This window comes from Saccharopolyspora hattusasensis (genome assembly GCF_050972075.1).
Lineage (GTDB): Bacteria > Actinomycetota > Actinomycetes > Mycobacteriales > Pseudonocardiaceae > Saccharopolyspora > Saccharopolyspora hattusasensis.
The window spans coordinates 1,747,163-1,763,104 of the sequence record NZ_JBPCDC010000001.1 but is presented as its reverse complement, the minus strand read 5'-3'; the positions used below and the strand labels follow the sequence as shown (position 1 = coordinate 1,763,104).

The window sequence follows — 15,942 nt, the reverse complement described above, 5'->3', positions numbered from 1 at the left end:
GTCTGCGGCGATGCGATCATCGGAATCGTCCAGCCCGGCGACTCCGCGGGCGTTTCCTCGTCGATCTCCGGGCCCGGTGCAGATGGCACGCCAAATCCGCAACGGCCCGATCAATCAACATCCCGAGCCGGCCGGTCGCCGCGCAGAACGAACGGAGATCCCTGATGACTTCGCAACTCGATCTCGGATCGTCGGTACCCGCGGCCCGTACCGCGGTCGGCCAGGGGACCGCCACGTCGCGCCTCGTGCACCTGGTGGGCTCGCTGCCTGGAGACCTCGCCGCCGATCAGCGAACCAGGATGCAGTGGGTGCTAGATCGCTCCGGCGGCGCCCGGTTGAGCGCGGTGCCGTGCGACGACGATCCGTCCTGGATCGTCGACTACCTGCGCTCCCGGGCGCAGGTGCCCGCGTTCGAGGTGGTGCGGGACGGCGAGTGCGCCGACTACGCCGACATGCCGGTCTACCGGGTGCGCCAGGGGCATCGGCTCACGATCGAGGACGTCTCGCTGGGCCGGCCGGAGGAGATCTACCGGGCGGTCGTCGCCTGGCGCGAGCTGGGCGGGCCCGCGACGCTTCCGCCGGTGCAGGCCAGCGTGCCGTCGCCGCTGGACCTCGCGACGTTCACGCTGGGCGACCCGGCGCGGATGTTGCGGCACTTCCCGGTGTTCGAGCGGATGATCTGCACCGAGGTGGCCGAGATCGCGCACCGCCACGGGCCGGATGAAGTGGTGCTCCAGCTGGAATCCCCGGCGGTTCTCTACCTGCTGCACCGCGCGCCCCGGCCGGCGCGGTCGGCGATCGCGCACCTGCTGGCGCACCAGCTCGCGCGGGTGATCGTCTCGGCACCGCGCAACGCGCGGTGGACGCTGCACCTCTGCCACGGCGACCTGGGGCATGTTTCCCTGTTCGGCCCGGAAGATCTCGCTCCGGCGGTGCTGGCGGCCAACGCCTTGGCTGCACGCCTGCGCACCTACGGCCGCCGGATGCCGACCGTTCACATCCCGATGGCCCATGGTGATCAACCACCGCTGGTGGATCCCGCCGCCTACGCCCCGCTTCACGGGCTCGCGCGGGGCATCGACGTGATCGCCGGCTGCGTCGACGAGCGGCAACCCGAGTTGTCGGCGAAAGCGCTGTCGCTCGCCGAAACCGCGCTCGGACAACGGGTCGTCGGAGTCGCAGCGGCCTGCGGGCACGGTCGCCGCACCCCGACCGAGGCGGCGTTCAACATCGAACTGGCCCGCCACCTCGCCGGCAGCTGACCGGGGATCGTGATCCTGCGAAACATGTTGCCGGGCAGCGTTTCCCGGTCGGTCATTCGTCGGGTAGCTCATCGCGGCGGCGCGGGTGGCAGCCGTGGCAGCGGTTCCGCGCGCGTCCCACCCCGCACGCGAGGAATCCCGCGATCACCGCGAACACCAGCACCGGTAACACCTGCACCAGCAGCGGCGTGTTCGCGGCGGCGCTGAGCAACGCGGAGATCGTGCCGATGTTCCCGGTGAACGTCAGGGCGACCGCCACGTTCCGCCTCCCGGGCTCCCGCTCGTCGTGGCTTCGGTCGTGTCGGTGCATCTTCGCCCCTTTTCCGTGTGCAGCGCCGGGATCGGCCGACGCTGTCCGAGTGCGTTCACGGAAGCGGCGAAGCGTCAGGCCAGCGCGGACAACTCCTTCGCTGCCACGGCGAAGCGGTTGCAGTCCGCGCACAGCTCGACGGCGCACCACTGCGGGATCAGGCCCTCCGCGACCAGGTCGGCGAGCCCGGCGCGGAGGGCGGCGTCGGGGGCGACGGGTTGGCGCCGGAGGGCGGCGACGAGGACGGCGACGACCCGCGCGTCGAATTCCGTGGAGTCGTCGGCGACTTGCCCGGGGTCGTGCGCGGGCAGGTTCGCCGCGTCGCCGCACTCCGGGGTGGCGATCGGCTTGTCGGTGCGCCGCGGCCTGCGGCCCATCGGCCGCTCGATGTAGCGCTCCCACCAGGTCACCTTCTCCGGTTCCGCCGGGGTGCCCGCGTTGACGCGGGTGCCGGAGCGGCAGTGCCGCTCGACGAGAGCGACACCGGCCGCGACTCGTGCGCGGTAGTGCTCCGCCGCGCCGCCGAACTCCGCGGCGCAGCGGGTGGCGAGCCGGCGCAGCAGTGCTTCCTGGCTGTCCAGCGGGGCCATCACGCCCGCCTCGTCCGCGAGGTACTCCAGCAGGGCGCGGTGGAACTCGTCGGGTAGGCCGAGGGCCATCGCGGACTTCCGGATGCGGTCGACCCGGGCTTGCGCGCCGACGTCGGTCCGCCGCCGCCGGATCCAGTCGTGCACCGCCTTCTTGCGCACGTGCACGCGCGCGGCGCCCAGCGGGTTCCCGAGTTCGCCCGCCCGGTCGGCCAGGTACCGGTGGCACTCCACGAGCATGTCGACGAGGAAGTCGCGGCAGACGCAGTCGCCGTCGATCAGGACCGTGCCGATCAGCTTCCGGTTCCGGCCGGAAGCGCTGATCCGCAGGTCGCAGCGGGTGTCGGGCAGGGCCCGGTGGATCGCCGCGCGGTTCGCGCGCGTTTCGTGCCAGATCACGTCGAGCAGCTCGGGTACGCCGACCGACTGCTGCGACCGGTCGCCGGTTGGGCGAAGGCCTGGAAGCACTGTCGTCATGACACGAAATTTTACGAGAACACAAAAATGCTCGTCACGGTTTTTTTCGATAAAATCGCGGACAGACGATGTGCACGCCGAATGAGATGTGCACGCCGAATGAGTCGAGGAGGGTAAATGGGCCTGCTGCCCGCCGAGGTGCCGGATATCCCGGAGGCAAGGTCCGAGATAGTCCCGGCGAGACTCGCGCGGAAGCTCGCGCCGCTGTTCGGCGTGCCGTGGGAGCGCAGCCCGTTCGGCCCGCAGACCTGGGTCTCCGACTACAACAAGATCACTTTGTCGGAGATCGCGCGCGGGGCACCGCTGCGGACCCGCGGCGGGGCCAAAGCGCCGGTCGCGGACCCCGGCACATGGGCAATCGTCGACCGCATCGCGGTCACCGGCCCGGGCGGATCCCTGCCGAACGAGATCCCGAACGCCACGCTCAACCGGTTCGGGCCCGACACGAAGGCGGCGGTCGTGCTGACCGCGACGAACCGGCTGCTGGTCCCGGTCGTCAACGCCGTCGAGTCCGCAATGGGGCTGCTCGTCGCGGCCGACGGGTCGGAGCTGCCGGGCCGGTCGCGCCTCGCCGCGTGGGCCGCGCTGGTCCTCGAAGCCTTCCGGACGCAACCCGCCCTGGTCGCCGCGGCGATCCGGGCCCGCACCATCCAGCGCGAGCTGCTCGTCGACTGGTACCTGCCGCTCGCCGGTGCCTCCGCCGAACTGCCGCTGACGCGTTGCGAAGTGGGCGGGCCGCACGCCGACGGCGGCGCGGGCACCTCGTCGCGGCCCCGCGACCTCCAACTGGCCGACCACACGGTCCGGCTGCTCGGACCGGACGTGCCGGGCGAGGTGGTGGACCGGTTCCTGCGCGAGCTGATGGCCATCGGAACCCAGCGGAGTTCCAGCCACCTCTGGCTCAGCGAGCGCCGCCCCGGCCAGCTCGCCGTGGAGGCGCTCGTGCCGCCCACCGAACAGGTCGACCGCTACGTCGAGCAGGTGGCGCACCTGCTCGACCAGGACTCGTCCCCAACGGGAGTGCTGCCGCGCATCCCGAAAGCGTCCGAGCTGGCCGGGCTACCGGTGCTCGCGCGGCGGGCGGTGTTGATCGGTCTGCTGACCGTGCTGCGGCAGGTGCGGTTCGACGCCGAGGGGCGCGAGCAGACCAGGGTCGCGATCGTGCCGCTGCTCGCGGAGGTGGCGACGCTCGCGACGGAGTGCCTGGGGCCCGGCGATCCGTTGACGGTTCTCGCGCGGTGCCGCGCGGCCGACATGACCGTGCACACGCTGCGCCACGATCGCCGCAACGACCTGGCCGAAGCGGTCGAGGAGCTGCTGGCGCAGGTCGAGCGGTGCATCGAGCTTGCGGAGGAAGGCGTCGTGGACCGGGGCGCCGCCGCCGAGGCGGTCTCGTCGGCCAACGTCGAGATCAACATCGTGCGGCGGACCAACGCCGCCGATCCGGCGGCCAGGCTGCCGTCGCCCGCGGAACTGGACGACTGGCTGCGCCGCACCTGGGACGCCTACCGGCGCATCCTGCAGATCAGCCCGGACTGGCCGGCCGACCCGGACTCGCGGCTGGCCGTCGGGCACCACCTGCACAACTACGCGTCGTACCTGGCCTCCCACCCGGACGACGAGTCCGACCTGCTCGCCGCCGTCGAGCTCTTCGCCGGCACCGTCATCCCCGCCCGCGAGCTGTACTGGAAGCGGACGCAGAGCTTCCTGCCGCTGCGTCAGTCGTTGCAGGTGGCGACCCGGGCGACGACGACGTTGAGCAGGCTTGCCGCCGAAGCCGGGCGGCGCGCGCAGGCCGCCTACTGGGCGGAGTGCGGGCACGGCTGGATCTGCCAGGCGCTCGACGACCGGGAGACCGCCGAGCTGCTGGCCCGGCCGACCGAACCGGCGGCGCACTTCTGCTTGCTCGCCGTGTCCGCGCTGCTCGCGGCCGTCGAGGCCGGGGTGGCGGGCGCAGACGAGGTCGAGCGGTCCGGGCGGTTGCTGGCGGTGGCCGAGGACTGGGTGCGGCGGGTCACCGACGGCAGCGAGGCCAGCTACAGCCACTACGAGCTGTTGGCCGACCTACGCCGCCGCCTCGACACGCTCCGCTGAATTCAGCGCTGGACATACGCAAATCGGGGATCCCGCAGTCCAGACGGCGTCCGTAATTCCCGCAGGCGGAGCCGCTACCAGCACCGCTTCGTAGAATGAGTCTGGAAACAGTCCCTAAAAGCCTGTTGGTGAATGGTCTGGGTGGGTGGTCGCTTAGCGGAACCTGAGAGGTTTCCTGGACTGCGGGTGCCCCTCCTGATGTATGTCCAATACGCGGCGGAGGGGCCGTCCTCGCCAGAAAACCTCTCAGAACCCGCCGATGGTCGTCTTGGCAAGGTGAATGCAAGCGGCTACGCCGCTTCCAAAGGCGCGGACGGCATTCGCCGACAGGCCCTAAAAGCTGTTGCCTGGCAATGGATTACTGGTGCAGCAGCTCGGGCCAGGGGCCCTTGTACCGCTCCAGCTGCCGGCGTGCCGCGTCCGGCGCGATGCCTGCGGCGTCGCCCAGCGAACGGTAATTGTCCACCAGACCGGTCTCGCCCCACTGCCGGTGCGGGCAGATTTCGTCCGCCGCAACGGGTTCCCGGGGCGTGTCCCGGGCCGGCCGGTCCACTTCCGGGCAGCACGGCTCGCGCAGGGGCCTCGCGGATCGCTCCACGAACTGCATCGGCGCCCGCGTCCCGTGCCGGGCGATGAGCTTGGCCTTGACGAGGACCTTGGCCGCGCCGTCGGTGCTGTCCTTCCTGGCCGCGGGCGTCAGTTCCGCCACCAGGTAGCGAGTGAGGGCTTTGACGGCGGGTGCCCGACCTGACCACAGTGGACTCAGCGCGTTCAGGGTGAAGTGGTGGACGCCGACCAGCGTGCACCCCTCGACGGCGGACGGGTCGGCGGCCGCGGCCAGCTCCGCGATCAGGTCCTCGAACTGGCCCTGGGTGATTCCCGGCGGCCGAGGTGGGCGGGCGGTCCCGAGCTCGTCGGCCTGCGCCAGGCGGCCGAGCCGATCGGTGGCGACCCGCAACCTGCGCACCAGCACCGGCAGGTCCTTGGTCTTCGGGTATTCGCCCGGCTTGCTGCGCAGCCATGTCAGCAGCGGCTTCCGCGCGGCGGATTCCGCGTCCGCGAAGAGCTTCGCGACGAACCAGCCGGCCAGTTGCTCGACGTCGGAGAGCCGCTCGCCGTGATCCGGGGCGCCGGACGACGGCTTCTGGTCGAGGTCGTCGACAGGCAGCTGGTCCGGGCGTTCATCGAGGTGGAGACGGTGGTTCAGCACGCGGTGCACGGCGTTGACGCGCTTGCCCGCCGCGCTGCCCCCGGGCGCGGCGCTCCCGAGGTGGATCGCGAACTGGTCGATCGCCACCGCCACATCGGATTCGTCCGGCCCGCGCCGCATCCAGGAACCCGCCGGGCGCGTCATCGCCCTGTTCAGGATGCCCGCGAGCTCGGGCACGGACTTCGCCAGCTCGTCGAGCGGATCGCCCCCGACCAGGCCACGGCGCGCCGCGATGGCGACGCGGTAGGCCGCGAGCCGGACCAGGAAGTCGGCGTTGCCGGTGACCGGGAGCGGATTGGCCGCGCTCGGGGTGGGCAGCCCGGCCACCCGGTACTCGGCCGTGAGCCGGGCGCCGCGCTCCAGCACGTCGAGGACGACGTCCGCCGCGTCGGCGTCGGAAACCGCCGGCTGCCCGGGGATTTCCACGAGCGCCTCGACGATCGCCGGTACCACCACGTTGAGCAGCAACTCCGGCTCGCCGACCGGGCGGGCCCCGGTCACCAGTCGCAGGATGCGCACGGTGCGGGCCAGCAGGGCGATGGTGCGGTCGTCATCGTCGGAGTCGACCCGGCCGACCCGGACCAGGACGTCGAGCGGGAGACCGGGAAACCGGCGGTAGCGACCGAATTTCGCCGCGGCGTTGCCGGTGTTGCGCTGCACACCGGAATGCCAGCGACCCCAGGTCAGGCACGCCGCGACGAGCACGCCGCACTCGTCCGGCTTGACCGGCGAACCGGATTTCGCCAGCTTGGCAACCACTTTCCCGGCCCGGTCGACGACGGCGTCCCGCAGCGCCCCCAGCGATCCGAGCTTGTGGACCAGCGCGTGCAGGTCGTCCGCGTAAATGCTGCCGAACAGCTCGTCCGCGGCCGCCGCCAGTTCGTCGCGTGAACTCATGCCGACCTCCGGCTCTCGGAGCGGAACCGCACGCCGACCGGATCGCCGGAGGCGACCAGCCGCGCGCGCGAGACACCGGATGGATCCGGTTCGAACGTTTCCCAGTGCTGCGAGCCGTCGTCCAGGCCCGCCTGGAGCACGGCGTTCGCCGTACCTCCGGCGGGCCGAACGGCCAGGCCGATTTCGACCGCACCCCCAGCCAGCGGTCGAATCGTCCACGTCACCTCGGGTGCCACCCCGACCGCGGCGGCGAGCTCGTCGGGCAACCGCCAGATCTCCTGCGCTGCGGGCGGATCCGCTTCCCGCTCGCCGGATTCCCCGGATCTGAACCGCAGTTCCGGGCCCCGCAGGGCATCGGCCCAGCCCGCCAGGTCCAGCCGCGTCCACAGCTCGCCCGCCCAGGCGCCCAGCGTGCCCCGGGGTGCCGGGATCGCCGGGTCCAGCGCCGCCGCCCGGTACGGTGCCCAGGCCTCGGCGAGGCCGTCGACCTCGCCGAGGTCGAGTTCGAGCCAACCCCCGGGACCGCCCGCGGCGATCGTGTCGGCGACGGCCGCCGTCACGCGCGGCCCCAGCAATTCCGCCACGTCGTCCGGAATCCCGTTGTCGCGCAGCGCTACCGAGACGAACGTCGGCGGCCCCTCCGGATCGGCGGCCACGAATCCGGCGACGAGACCGTTGCGCAACTGCACCTCCAGGGTCGGCTCCGCGGTCAGCAGCGTGATGGCGACCGTGCCGCGGTCCGGCAGGTGGTCGATCCGCAGGTGACCGTCCCAGGTGATGACGCTCATGCGCCTCCTCCGCGCTCGCCGGATGTCCGCCGCACCGCGACGGCTCGCCATCCGGTCGTCCGGCCCAGGAAGGCCGACCCGGCCCCACCCGAGGACCGTGCCGGACCGATCGGAAGGAGCGTCGCCATGCTCGGTGGTTCTGACGACAACCCCTGACGGACGACCGGAACGGGCGGCACCTTCGAGCGCGGCGGACGCGCCCCCGAGCGCCGGAGCAGTCACTCACGAGGGGTGCCCGTGGGGTCGTGAGTGGTGATGCCGGTTCTTACCGGAATAGTCACTCACGAGGGTAGGCGGCGGAGCTGTCCTGGCCGGGAGCCCGGACGGGGTGGGCATAGTCTGAGAACCCGCTGCGGTGCAGGGGAATCCCTCGTCCGTCAGTGCACGATCGCAAGCCCTCGCAGATACGGATCGCAGATCATCGGAAGGCAGCCATGACCGACCCGACCCGCCGACGGTGGCGCCCGGCCGTCACCGGGTGGCTGATCGTGCTCACGCTGCTGGTGGCCGACGCCTGCTCCTGGCCGGGTTCCGGGGAGCCGGGCGAGGAGGACGCCCGCCTCGTCTCGTACTCCAAGGCCGCGTCCTGGCTGGCCGGGCTCGACCCGGCCGAGGCCGAGGAGCAGATCCGCGACTGGGCCAGGCTCGCGCTGGCGTCGTCGCTGGGCATGGACCAGGACCGCATCGTCGATGCCCTGCACGACACGACGCCGCTGCGGGACCCGTTGTTCGACGGGCTCGTCGAGCAGCCCGTAGGTCCCGGCCGGTCGCTGTTCGACGGCCGCACGCTGCACCTGCTGGTGCCGGAGAACGACCCGCACCCGTCCCGCACCCTCGGTCGGCTCCTCGACCAGCACCGCGTCGACGCGGGCTCCGATCCGGTCGGCGTGCAGGTGCACCGATACCGCATGCGCCCGGAGAACCAGAAGGTCGAGCTGTACGCCCAGCCGGGGACTCCCACTGCGGAGTTCCGCGCGGCCAACGGCTACCGCGAGGCGCGGCTCGACCAGCGAGCGGACCTGGAAGGGTTCCTCGCGGACACCAATCACCTCTCGCGGCTGGAGCTGCGCGACGGGCAGGTCTGGGCGGCCGGGTGGAACTGGCCGGATCTGCCCGATGGCGACGTCCGGCCGGCAGACGTTTCCGTGCTCCAGCGCGGCTACCGCCAGCAGGGCGAACCGGGGCCGGGATTCTCCTTGGACCCCAAGCCGATTTCGAGCCCGGACGAGATCCGTGCCGCCATTCCAGACCTGGCACCCGAGCTCGTCGGCCGCGTCGCAGGCGGGAACTGGGATGCCGAGCTCACCGCCCTCATCGAGGGGCACCTGTTCAGCGGCGACCCGCCCGCCGATGCGCTGCGCGCCCGGGGCTTGCCCGCGGACCGGACCCAGTTGTGGGCGCTGTACAACCTGCTGGACGGGCTTCCGGTGGTCAACGAAGCCCGCTACGAAGGGGGAATTGCCGGGACCGAGGTCGGCATGACCGCCTTCTACACCGACCTGGTGATGAAGGACTGGGTGGCCGGCGTGGGCACGGGGGTTCCTTCCGGCGGAAGGGTTCCCGGGTTCGTGCCGAACCCGCAAGCCCCCACCCCGCCCGGGCTTTGCCCCCCGGCGGGGGAGCGGTCGCCGCCCGCGGAATCGGCGCGGCTGTGGCTGGGCCAGGCCGACGGCGCGTTCGGCTACCGACCGGACGGCGTCGACATCGGCGCCCAGGCGACCAGGCTGTTCGTGCGCTCGCAGGGGCCCGGAGGGCAGGAGCTCGAAGCCACCTACAGCATGGGCCGCGCATCGGCCTGGTGGGATCGCCACTATGCGGACGTCGCCGATTACGAACCCGAGTTCTGGCGCCTTGAGGAGCTGATGCGCTGGTCCGGGGCCCTCGAATGGCTCGCCGGGAGCGGACATTCCCTGCCGCAGCTGCCGGCCGGCGAGATCAGGTCCGACCTGCGGTTCGCGGACTGGCACGCGCGCAACAGCGACCTGCGTGAGCGCGCGCGCCCGGTCTTCGCGTCCCCGCCCGGACGGGCCGAGTCCGTGCTCACCGTTCCATCGCCCGCGTTCTCCGACTGCGGACTGTCCTATGTGTACGGTGGTGTCACGCTCGGCGATTCCCTGGCGCGGCATGGCGGTGCACCCGCTGAAAACCCGCTCCCGCCAGGGATGCGGCGGGCCAAGCCGGTCGACCCCGCCGCCACCAGCATCGACCAGTCCACCGGAACGGCCCAGATCAGGCAGCTCGGCGACGCGGGGTCGCCGGAGGGCCTGACCCGGGGTGTGCGGCGCGGCCCGGACGGTGCGTCGGTGGTGACCGAAGGCGCGCCACGCAGGGAGATCCCGTTCGGCGATGCGCGGTTCCGGGGCGAGGGCGGACGCCTGGTCGAGACGAGGCTGCGTTCCGGCGAGCACGGCATCTCCGCCGGTGTCGAGGCCCAGGGGCAGCCGTTCGGGACGGTGGCCGCGCTGCGTCCGGAGGCCAGCGGGGTGCGGCAGACCGACATCGTCGTGAACCTCGGTCTGCTCGGCCGGTTCCGGGATCTGGTCAAGCGGGATCGGCAGGACCCGGCGCACGGGTTGGAGAACGCGCCCGGCTTCCTCTACAGCTACCCCGAAGCGAATGGGACCGGCTACCGCTTCGCCGATGGCTGGGTTGGGAAAACATCCGGCCAGGCGCCGAACCAGGCGGGCTTCGCCGCGGAGGTGGTGCCCGGCGAGTCCTACCTCAGCGTCGAGCGGCCCGCGCAGCTGCCAGGCATCGAGCTGTCCAGGCTGCAGGAGATCTCGGAGCCGTTCACCACGACGTACGGCGAACTGCTCCGCCAGGTGCCCGCCACCGCCGCTGTCTACGTCCTGGCCGATCGGTCGACGCACCTGCCGCGGCCGATCGAGCGCAACGCTCGGGTGCGCGTCAGGATCGCGCAGCCGGTGGTGGCCCTCGGTCCGGGTGCCAGCCCGATCTCCGCGGAAGGGCAGGTCTGGTCGCTGCTCGACACGGGCACCGTCGGCGCCCTCGCCGCCCCCGGCCAGGACATCGTGTTCGGTCGGCCGTTCGGTGGCGCGCCGGGCGGCAGTGGCTGGGGATCCTGGCCGTTCGGGGTTCCCTTGCCCGTCAGCCCCAGCAACCAGGTCGTGCTCGTGCAGCAGTGCCAGCCGAGCGACGGCGTGGATCACGGCGTGGATCACGGCGTGAATCCGCCGACGCTGGACGAGGAATGCGGCTCATGACCGGACCAGCGGAGTTCACGGTGGACGCGGGGTCGCCGCTGGCCGTGGCGCTCGCCGCGGCCTGGGAAGCGTTCGAACGGGAGGACGTGCGAGCGACGGACCGGTCGTACCGGCAGTCGGTCCGGCTCGCCTCCGGCAATGCGGCGCTGGCCGCCGCGCTCGCCGTGGAGCACGTGAGCCGGCTCCGGGCCCTCGACGACAGCACGACCGCGTTGGCCCGTTGCGAGGAATACCTCAGCAGCGAAGGGGAAAACCTCCAGCTGCGGCTGCTGCGCGCCGAGACACGCCTGGCGATGGGGGACAACTCCCGGATCGACGCCGAACTCGACGAGATCGGTCGGATCGCCGCCGGGCGGCACATGCGGCGCGAGGACGAAGCCCACCTCGACCGGCTCCGGGGCATCGCTGCCGCTCGGCGCGGGGATACCGGTCGAGCTCTGCGTCACCTCCGCGAGGTGCGCGTGGTGTTCGCCGAGCTGGGAGACGAAGCCGCGGCGTCCAAAGTGGATCTCGATATCAGGGCGGTCGAAGGGCGACGCGGCGACGCGTCGGAGCCGGTGCGCGGCGATGACGATTCGCCGCAGGCCAGCATGGTCCGGGCGGAAGAGCTGCGGATGGACGGGTGGTACGAGAAGGCCCTCGCCGAACTGGCACCGGCGCTGGCCGGGAAGCTGGATCCGGCCATCCGGTTCCAGTTCCTCTTCGCGAAGATCCGCCTGCTGCGCCTGTTGCACTCGACCGAGGCCGACGAGCTGTTGCCGGAGCTCTACGCGGCGGCAGAGCAGTCCCCGCAACCGGAGGAGAACCGCCTCGTCGCAGGGCGGCTCGATCCCAGCGCCGACAGCTTCAGCGTGGTGGGCATGGGTGGGCATCTGCTGCAAGCCGCCCGCGCCTACGCCGAAGCCGCAATGCGGCTCGCCGAGCCCGGACGACCCGACGAGCTCGGACGATCCGACGAGGCCGAGCGGCGCGTCCTGGCCAAGCAGCGGGTCGACGAAGCGGAACGGCTCTTGCTCGCCGAGCAAGCCCCACCTGAGGCCACCGGCCGGCACGTCGCCGAATGGCACCTCGCCGCAGGCGAAATCGCCCTGGCGATCGCCAAGCTGGAACATGATCCGGCGACCGCCGAGCAGGCGGTCCGCCACTTGCAGGAGAGCACGGCGATCGAGGACTCGCCGGTAGTCAACCGGATCGCCGCGCTGCGACGCCTCGGCGACGCTCACGACCAGCTCCGCGAGCTCAGTGGCAGCGCCGACGGCCTGGCGAAGGCGGCGGAAGCCTGGGCCGAAGCGCACCGGCTCGAGGAGCACTTGGCGTCGCGGCAGGACGACGACGAGAACCGTATCCGGATGCTGCTGGCGAATCCGACGGAGTTCGACAAGCGGATCGAGGCGGCGGCCCGGGAGATCGAGCGCGGTGACCAGCACGCGGCGGTCGCCGCCGTCGTCGCGATGGAAGCCGCCAGGGGGTCCGCGATCCTGCCGCGGATCCTGTCCGACGAGCAGCCTCTGGTGCGCGACCTGCCCGGCCTCGGCGATCTCGCCGGTGCGCGGCGGTGGATTCGCCAGGCAGCCCGCGGTCTTCCGCGCAAGCAGCTGATCTGGATGCTGCACGCCACCCCGGACGGCGTCCACCACGCGTTCGTCTGGCGCAGGGGGCCGTTCGGGGTGCACGTGCGGCACGCATCGGTGCGCGGCGCACCTGGCAGCACCAAGATCGACCTCGCGGAGGCGATCGCCGAACTGAAGGACTGCTGGCACAACGGCGACCGGCTCGAAGGGCGGCTGCGGAAGCCCAGGAACTCCGCGGCGTGCCACTTCGACCAGAAGCTGCACGCGGTCGTGCGCAGGTTGGGGATCGGTCGGCTCTGGAAGTTGCCCGGGCACATCGAGCGGATCGCAGTGGTCGCCGGGGGCGACCTCGCGGAGATCCCGTTCGCGCTGCTGCCCTGCCCGGGACCGTCGGGCGAGCTGCTCGGCGGCAAGTACGCGCTGTCCGATCTCCCGTGCCTGTCCATCAGGCGACCGCTGCGCCGACGCGCCCGCGGGCAGCGGGGAACGTCGGGGCGGCAGATGTTGCTGGTGCAGCCGGCCGCCGCGGCACCGGAGGCCCCCGGCGCCGCCGACGAGGAGGCGCTCGAGGCTGCCACGGAGGTGACCGGCCGCAAGGTGCTGAGCCGGGCCGCGGCTACCCCCGCGGCCCTGCGCGAGGAGTTGGCGTCCGGGCAGTTCCGCCTGGTCCGCGTCGACGGGCACGGTGAGTTCCAGCCGGCTTCCGCCCCGGAATCGATCCTCTGCCTCGCGCCGAAGGGGAAATCCGGGCACCTGAGCGCCCGCGAGTTCCGGGAGATGAACCTGCGCGGCACCGGCACGCTGATGCTGGGCGCGTGCGAATCCGGGATGGCCGAACGCATCGGCCGCGACGAGCGCACCGGCTTCGTCCGCGCCGCGTTCCTGGCCGGAGCTTCGTCGGTGGTGGCCGCCCGGTGGGACGCGCTCGACGTGGTGGCCGCCCGGGTGCTGGACGACTTCGAGAAGAACCTGCGCCGCCACCCGCGCGATGTCGCGCTTTTCCGGGCGCTGCGTGAGGAACACCAGAAGCACCACGCGGACGGCCACCCGGCGCGCTGGGCGTTGTGGACGCTCTATGGCGACGTCGGGCACCAGAACATCTGGTACGAGCCGCTTTCCCGGTGGTGGGGTGCGGTGCGTCGACGCTTCGGGGGAAGGGATGCGTGAATTACGATCGGGAACCGGGCGGTGGGTCGCCAGGGCCGCAGCGCTGCTGCTGGCCGGCGGGCTGCCGCTGACCGCGCTGCCACCGGCGTCGGCGCAGGACGCGCCGCCCGCGCTGCTGCCGGTGCAGATCGTGCTGCTGGTCGACCAGTCCGGGAGCCTGACCGAGCAGGACGTAGCCGCCGAACGCGACGCGGCGCGGGTGATCGTCCAGGGCGAGCCGGCCCGGGATTCCACCGTGTCGGTGCTGGGTTTCGGCAGCGCGAACGCGCCCGGCCGGTCGGCGGTCGACCCGGTCTGCCCGCCGACGAAACCGGATTCGCCGCAGAGCCGGCAATTCCTCGGCGACTGCGTCGGCGGCATCCACCGGCGCACCCCGGCCGAGGGCGACGGCACGGACCACGTCCAGGCCCTGCGCCAGGCGCTGAGCTACCTCAGCCAGCCGGGCACCGAGGGGCAGCCCAAGATCGTCTTCTTGTTGACCGACGGCGTGCTGGACGTGCGCGACAGCCCCGAATACGGCAGGACCGCCGATGAGCGCAACGCCACCGCGCGGTTCCGGCTCTCCGGCGTGCTGGACGAGCTCAACCACGCCGGCGTCAGCGTCTGGCCGCTGGGATTCGGGCAGGCCGGGCAGAAGCAGCTCGACGAGTTCGCCACCGGTGCCGCGCAAGACCGTTGCGGGCTGCACACCGCCCCGCCGAGCGCGACGGTGATCAACGAGTCCGCCGACCTGTGGGGGGCCATCGGCCGGGCGTCCAGCTCGGCCCGCTGCACGAGCGTCGGGGAGCCCGTGCCCGACCGGCTGCCCCCCGGCGGGACGGTCGAGCTGCCCGTGGAGGTCCCGGCCATCGCCAGCGAGGGCACGATCCTGGTGTTCAAGCGTGACCCGCGGATCCTGGTCAGCTACCTCGACCCGAACGGCGAGAAGGTGCCCGCCAACGGCGACTTCGGCGGCTCCCATTTCGAGTTGGGCGGCCAGGACACCGAGGCCGAGGCGATGCGGATCCTCAACCCGGCACCGGGCCGCTGGACCGTGCTGCTGGAGTCCCGGCCGGGAGTGCCGCCGCAAGAAGTCGGCGCCATGACGGTCTTCCAGGGGGCGGTTCGCGCGCTCCCGTACATCGCGCCGCAGACCCCGGCCCCGGGATCTGCGGTGCAGTTCTTCATGCGGGTGCGCGGCGCCAGGACGGCGATCAAGGACCCGGAGCAGCTGAAGGGCCTGACGTTGACCGCGGAACTGCGCGGGGACGGGTTCGCCCCGCTCCCGCCGGTCGAGCTGTCGGACGAGGACGGCGACGGCGAGTACCAGGGCCGGATCGTCGTGCCCGAGACCGCGACGGGGCGGCTGGACTTCGTCGGCGGCATCACCGGGGTCGGCGTGAGCGGCGACCACCAGATCTTGCCCACCCGGATCTCGTCCGGAGCGGGAGGAGTGCAGAGCGTGCTGAACCTCGATGACGCGGAAACCGAAGTCGTCGCCGGAACCTCGCTGAACGGCAGCATCGACGTCAACAATGCGACCGGTCAGCCCAGGACCATCCGGATCGAGCTGACCGATCTCAGCCAGGGAGCGCTGGTGACGGCCTCGCCGGAGAAGCTGGTGGTGCCGCCGGCGGCGGGCTCACAGCGGTTGGGCTTCACCCTCACCTTCGACCCGGCGACCGCGCTCGGGGCGAACCAGGGCCGCATCCGGCTGGTGGACGAGACCACCGGTGCGGTGCTGCGCGATCCCGTGTTCGAGCGCGAAGTCGTGGCACCGCCGGGGCCGATCGAAACCCTCTGGTGGCTTTGGACCCTGATCTTCGCCGCGGCCACCGCGGCAGTCGGCGCGGTCCTGCTGCGGAGGCGGCGGCGCAACGCCGAGCGCGACGTCCGCGGGATCCGGGTCGAGCTGCGCCGCTACGGGCAGCCCACCGGCAAACCGGTGACTGCGCACCAGCATGGGCAGGAGTTCGGCTTCGGCGTACTCCGCGGCGAAAGCGCCGCCGACACCCGCATCACCTCCGGTTCCGGCGGGGACCGCTACCGGGTGCGGCGGGCAGCGGGCGGACCGGTGTTGACCGGGCCGTCCGGCGAACCGCTCGGCCTGGCCCCGGGCGGGGTGCTCGAACTGGCCGACGGCATGGAGCTGGTCGTCCACGACCGGCCCGCCCGGCGACGCGCGGCGAAACCCGTCCGCGGCAAAAAGGTCCAGAGTGGACGAACGACGAAACCGAAGCGGTCGTATGACCCCTACGACCTCTGAGAACTTGTCGGCGAATGCCGTCCACGCCTTTGGAAGCGGCGCGCCGCTTCCAGCCACCTTGCCAAGACGACCACCGGCGGGTTCTGAGGGGTTTCCCGGCGAGGACGGCC

General features: G+C 72.0%; 9 protein-coding genes. 5 read left to right on the top strand and 4 right to left on the bottom strand.

Annotated elements, in window-relative coordinates:
- Positions 1–164 precede the first annotated feature (164 nt).
- Entirely contained in the window at positions 165–1,262 is a 1,098-nt protein-coding gene (locus ACRXBZ_RS07335; RefSeq protein ID WP_433878394.1) for a hypothetical protein, read from the top strand.
- Positions 1,263–1,314: 52 nt separating this feature from the next.
- On the opposite strand, the gene ACRXBZ_RS07330 is transcribed toward ACRXBZ_RS07335, so the two are convergent.
- Both ACRXBZ_RS07330 and ACRXBZ_RS07325 read right to left on the bottom strand, forming a co-directional pair.
- Positions 1,315–1,572, bottom strand: coding sequence for a hypothetical protein (locus ACRXBZ_RS07330; protein ID WP_433878393.1), 258 nt, complete (start codon positions 1,570–1,572; stop codon positions 1,315–1,317).
- A gap of 74 nt (positions 1,573–1,646) precedes the next feature.
- A complete protein-coding gene (locus ACRXBZ_RS07325) occupies positions 1,647–2,636 on the bottom strand; it encodes a hypothetical protein (RefSeq protein WP_433878392.1) in 990 nt (329 codons plus the stop codon).
- Positions 2,637–2,753: 117 nt separating this feature from the next.
- On the opposite strand from ACRXBZ_RS07325, the gene ACRXBZ_RS07320 reads away from it, so the two are divergent.
- On the top strand, positions 2,754–4,730 hold the full coding sequence (locus ACRXBZ_RS07320) for a hypothetical protein (protein ID WP_433878391.1): 1,977 nt from the start codon (positions 2,754–2,756) through the stop codon (positions 4,728–4,730).
- Positions 4,731–5,088: 358 nt separating this feature from the next.
- Here the strand turns inward: ACRXBZ_RS07320 and ACRXBZ_RS07315 are convergent, their stop codons facing one another.
- Complete coding sequence (locus tag ACRXBZ_RS07315) at positions 5,089–6,837, bottom strand: hypothetical protein (protein WP_433878389.1); 1,749 nt, start codon at positions 6,835–6,837, stop codon at positions 5,089–5,091.
- Positions 6,834–7,625: a hypothetical protein gene (locus ACRXBZ_RS07310; RefSeq protein ID WP_433878388.1), complete on the bottom strand. Its 792-nt coding sequence runs from the start codon at positions 7,623–7,625 to the stop codon at positions 6,834–6,836. Before ACRXBZ_RS07310 ends, ACRXBZ_RS07315 begins: the two co-directional genes overlap by 4 nt.
- Positions 7,626–8,059: 434 nt before the next feature.
- Here ACRXBZ_RS07310 and ACRXBZ_RS07305 point away from each other — a divergent pair, with 434 nt between their 5' ends.
- The 3 genes from ACRXBZ_RS07305 to ACRXBZ_RS07295 are packed head-to-tail and all read left to right on the top strand — an operon-like array spanning position 8,060 to position 15,832.
- Positions 8,060–10,849, top strand: a complete 2,790-nt coding sequence (locus tag ACRXBZ_RS07305) for a hypothetical protein (RefSeq protein ID WP_433878387.1) — start codon at positions 8,060–8,062, stop codon at positions 10,847–10,849.
- Positions 10,846–13,587, top strand: a complete 2,742-nt coding sequence (locus tag ACRXBZ_RS07300; protein WP_433878386.1) for a CHAT domain-containing protein — start codon at positions 10,846–10,848, stop codon at positions 13,585–13,587. The genes ACRXBZ_RS07305 and ACRXBZ_RS07300 overlap by 4 nt, the downstream gene beginning before the upstream one ends.
- The gene (locus ACRXBZ_RS07295) at positions 13,580–15,832 is read left to right on the top strand and encodes a vWA domain-containing protein (protein WP_433878385.1); all 2,253 of its coding nucleotides are present in this window, start codon (positions 13,580–13,582) and stop codon (positions 15,830–15,832) included. The genes ACRXBZ_RS07300 and ACRXBZ_RS07295 overlap by 8 nt, the downstream gene beginning before the upstream one ends.
- Positions 15,833–15,942 lie beyond the last annotated feature (110 nt).